The organism is Dokdonella sp., assembly GCF_035703485.1.
Classification (GTDB): Bacteria; Pseudomonadota; Gammaproteobacteria; order Xanthomonadales; family Rhodanobacteraceae; genus Dokdonella.
In genome coordinates this window covers 1-4,072 of sequence record NZ_DASSYD010000146.1, presented here as the reverse complement: position 1 = coordinate 4,072, position 4,072 = coordinate 1, and the positions used below count along the sequence as shown (strand labels likewise).

Below are 4,072 nucleotides of genomic sequence, written 5' to 3'. Positions count from 1 at the left end.
GGAACGCGCATCCGGCAAGGCGCGGTGAGGTGGCGGCGCTCCGGTGTCCGTGGTGTCGCGCCGGACCGTGGTGGTTCAGGCCAGCAACAATTCAAAGCCCAGATGTCGGCTCGCCTGACGAACATCGTCCGGTGTTTCGGCGTCGGAAATCAACGTATTCAGGCTGGTTATCGGCACGATTCGATGCAGGCAGACTTTGCCGAACTTGGAGCTGTCGGTGATGGCGATGACCTTGCGTGCGGCTTCGACCATCTTTCGGTTCAAGACGGCCTCCGGCTCGTAGTGGGTAGTAATGCCGCGCTCGAGGTCGAAGCCATCTACCCCAAGGAACAGCTTGTCCACCTGGATCGCATCCAGCGCATCGACGGTCAGGCCGCCGTAGAAAGCCATATTTTTGCGCCGTAATTCGCCACCCAGCACGATGATGTGGATGTTCGGTTTGGGCGCCAGGGCGGACAAGACGCCGAAATCGTTCGTGACCACCGTGATGTCGATGTTCGGCAAGGCTTCGGCCAGCTGGATGCCGGTGGTGCCTGAGTCGATGACGATGGTGTTGCCCGACTCCACAAGTTGAGCGGCACGCTTGCCGATGCGCCGCTTGTCCTCCAGATGAATCACGCGCTTGGATTCATAGGCCGGCTCCGACAGGGTGCCGCCTATGGCGTTGTTGTCGATGGCGCCGCCGTAGGCGCGAGTCATTATTCCGCATGCGGCCAGGTAACGCAGATCCTTGCGCACGGTCTGCAGGCTGACGCCAAAGCGGTGCGCCAAGGCCGCAACTTGCACGCTGCCTTGCTGGTGCACGAGCTCGCGGATTTGCAAGCGGCGTTGACTGGTATCGCGGGTTATTGCCATGGCTCCCTCCCTTGCGTGTGAGTATGCAACATTTCGTTGTATTTCGCTATTGATGCATAACGAAACATAGTGTAACCTTCATTGTGCTTCGAAAGCTGGCCTGATCGTTCAATTTTGGGGGAGAACATGAAAAAAGTGTATTTGCGCCGAGACGTGCTTGTCGCTGCCATTGCCATGGTGCTGTGGTTTCCCGTGGTTGCGCCAGCGCAGGAACGCGCGTCGGTAGATCCATTGCCGGCGTCGCCCAGTTCCGTCCAGCCGCCCGCGCCGGAGGGTGAATCCAAGGCGGCAGCCAGCACGACAACCCTGGAAACCGTGCAAGTGACCGGGGTCCGCGCCAGCATGGCGCGCTCAGTCGGCTTGAAGCGTTTCGCGACAACCGTGCAAGATTCGATCACGGCGCTGGAGCTGGGCAAGTTCCCCGATGACAACGTGGCCGATGCACTCAGCCATATCACCGGCGTTTCCATCTCGCGTACCGCTGGCGGCGAGGGACAGAAGGTCAGTGTGCGGGGACTGGGCCCGGAATACACACTGACCACCTTCAACAACCGAATTCTGGCGACCGATGGCAGCGGACGCGATTTCGCTTTCGATGTCTTGCCCGCCGACGTGATTTCCGGTGCCGATGTGATCAAGGGCGCCGAGGCGGCGCTCACCGAGGGCGCGATTGGCGGCTTGATCAATCTGCGCTCCGGTAGCCCGTTCGATCGGGATGGGCAGCACGGCGTGGTGCGAATCGAAGGCGACCGCAACCAGATGTCCGAGTTGAATGGGCGCAAGTTGTCGGCGGCCTACAGCAACACCTTCGCCAATGAAACGTTTGGCGTGATGCTGGGCGTGGTCTATTCAAAGCGTCGGGACCGAACCGATGTGGCTGGCAATGACGGCGGCTGGACCCGTAATGCGGATCCCAATGATGAGAGCTGGCTGGACGGGAACGCCTGGGGTGGAAATGTCGACCTCAACGACAACGGTGAACTTGATCCGGACGAATATGGCTTGATATCCCCAGGTCAGTTCCGGGTAGGCTCCATCCTCGAAGAAAAGAAACGCAGCGCGTTTTCGGCCACCCTGGAATGGCGGCCAGCCGACAACCTCAAGGTCAAGGTGGATGGTCTCAAGACCCGGCTCGATTCGCCGCAAATCGGCTACCAGCAGTCGTACTACCCGTTGTATGCGCCCGGCCGCTGGTCCGATATCACGGTGCAGAATGGCATCGTTACCGGGATGACGCTGGACAGCGCCGATCCGGAGCTGCGCATGAATCCGGAGCTTCTGAACAATACCAACTATCGTGTGGTCGACACCACACTGTATGGTGCCAACGTGGACTGGAAGGTGAACCCGGATTTCAGCTTGACGGGTGATCTTTATCGCTCCACTTCGAAGCGGCATTCGGGCGGTCAGGACAGTTACGTGGTCTTGCGCATGAATCAGCCCAATGTCACGCGCATCGAGCTGACTGGCGACCGCGTGCCCGATGTCATCACCACGTTTGATGACGGACGCGATCTGGCGACAGGCCTGGCCAATGGCGAGTTCGGGCCCGCGGATTTCAATACGCACTATTTCGAGTTGGGTGGTGACAACATTGATGATCGTATCGATGGTGCTTCGCTGGCCGGCAATCTGTACCTGGGCAGCGGCCCGCTGGATAGCCTCAAGTTCGGTATCAATTACACCGATCGGCGCAAGGCGCGGGACCTGATCAACAACACCTTTACCGGTGGGGCCGACTACTACGCCGACCAATACGCCATCAACGTTGGGGAGCTCGGCGGTGATGTCATCTCGCATCGGTTCCACCTGCCCAATTTCATGAGTGATTTGTACGCGAATTTCCCGCGCAGCTTCCTCGCATTCGATATCGCGGCCTATTTGCGTGCATTGCGCGACTACGATGGCCACCCACGGCCGGGTGGCGGCGTCTACGATTTCAGTGCCGCCGCGCCAACCTGGAACCCTTTGCAAAGCTACCGTGTTTCCGAGCGCAGCTTCAGCAGTTATGTGCAGGCTGATTTGTCCGGTGATCGTTGGGAAGGCAACGTCGGCGTGCGTCTGGTCAAGACCAAAACCAGCGCCCAGGCATGGGACGCCAAGATCCGCAGCATCACCGAAAACGGCGAGTTCAATTACACCGCAGACTATGCCGATCCGACGGGCGTGTCGCAAGATGGCAACTACACCTACGCACTGCCGTCGGCCAACTTCCTGTGGCGATTCACCGACGACCTGCAGTTGCGCCTGGGGGCCGCCAAAACCATGGCGCGCCCGTCGGTCGAGCAACTGGCTCCGACCAACACCACCGAAAGCGTGTCGTGGGGTGAGTTCACGCAGATTTATGGTGGCAACGTGAATCTGAAGCCCTACAGCGCGCGGCAGTTCGATGCCTCGCTGGAGTGGTACTTCAGCGACAAGTCCATCTTCAATGTTGCCGTATTCAACAAGCGGATCGAAAACCAGATCACTACCAGCTGGGAGACCGGTCAGGACATCGGGGTGGGACCGCTGCTGGATGGCGACGGTAATCCCGTGTCGGAAGGTCCGACCCTGTTCAACGTGATGCGACCAATCAATGGCGATTACGCCAAGGTGCATGGCGTCGAAGTGGGTTTGCAACACTTCTGGCAAAGCGGGTTCGGTTTCCGCGCCCAGTACACGCGCAATTGGTCGGAGAGCTGGGTGGATGGTGAAAAGCGACCACTGGAGGGCATTGCTCCGGCAGTGGCATCACTGAGTGTGATGTACGAGAAGGGGCCGTGGTCGGCCAGCGCAACCGCCGATCACACCGACGGTTTTGTCACCGCAATCAATGTTCTGGGTGAGGGCTACAACGAGATGGCCGATCCCATTACCTGGTTGACCGCGCAGGTGTCTTACGACATCAACGACAGTTTCAGCATTTCGCTGGAAGGTCGAAATCTGCTGGACGAAGCCGAGACCTACTCGATCAATGGCAACCCACTGCTGTCGCAGGGATACTACCGGTATGGGCGATCGGTCAACCTGGGTGTGATCTACAAGTTCTGAAGGCGCTTGTCGCCGCCGGCACGTCGAGCCTTGGCCAGGGATGGCTAACAGGCCGTTGAAATTCACCCCAGCTACAGCGCGGCATTGGTAGGCTTTGCGGACGATAACCGTGAAGAGGGCTCGGCATGCGTGGCGTCGATGTGATGCAAGAATCGTTGTTCACGACGGTGCACTTGGAAAGCTT

At 59.2% G+C, this 4,072-nt stretch carries 2 protein-coding genes; one reads left to right on the top strand and one right to left on the bottom strand.

The genetic code is table 11. The annotated features are described in order from the left end of the window. Nucleotides 1-75: 75 nt before the first annotated feature. Nucleotides 76-855: a DeoR/GlpR family DNA-binding transcription regulator gene (locus VFN25_RS11605; RefSeq protein ID WP_325142055.1), complete on the bottom strand. Its 780-nt coding sequence runs from the start codon at nt 853-855 to the stop codon at nt 76-78. A 126-nt stretch (nt 856-981) separates the two neighbouring features. On the opposite strand from VFN25_RS11605, the gene VFN25_RS11600 reads away from it, so the two are divergent. After that, nucleotides 982-3,888, top strand: a complete 2,907-nt coding sequence (locus tag VFN25_RS11600) for a TonB-dependent receptor (RefSeq protein WP_325142053.1) — start codon at nt 982-984, stop codon at nt 3,886-3,888. The last annotated feature ends 184 nt before the right edge of the window (nt 3,889-4,072 follow it).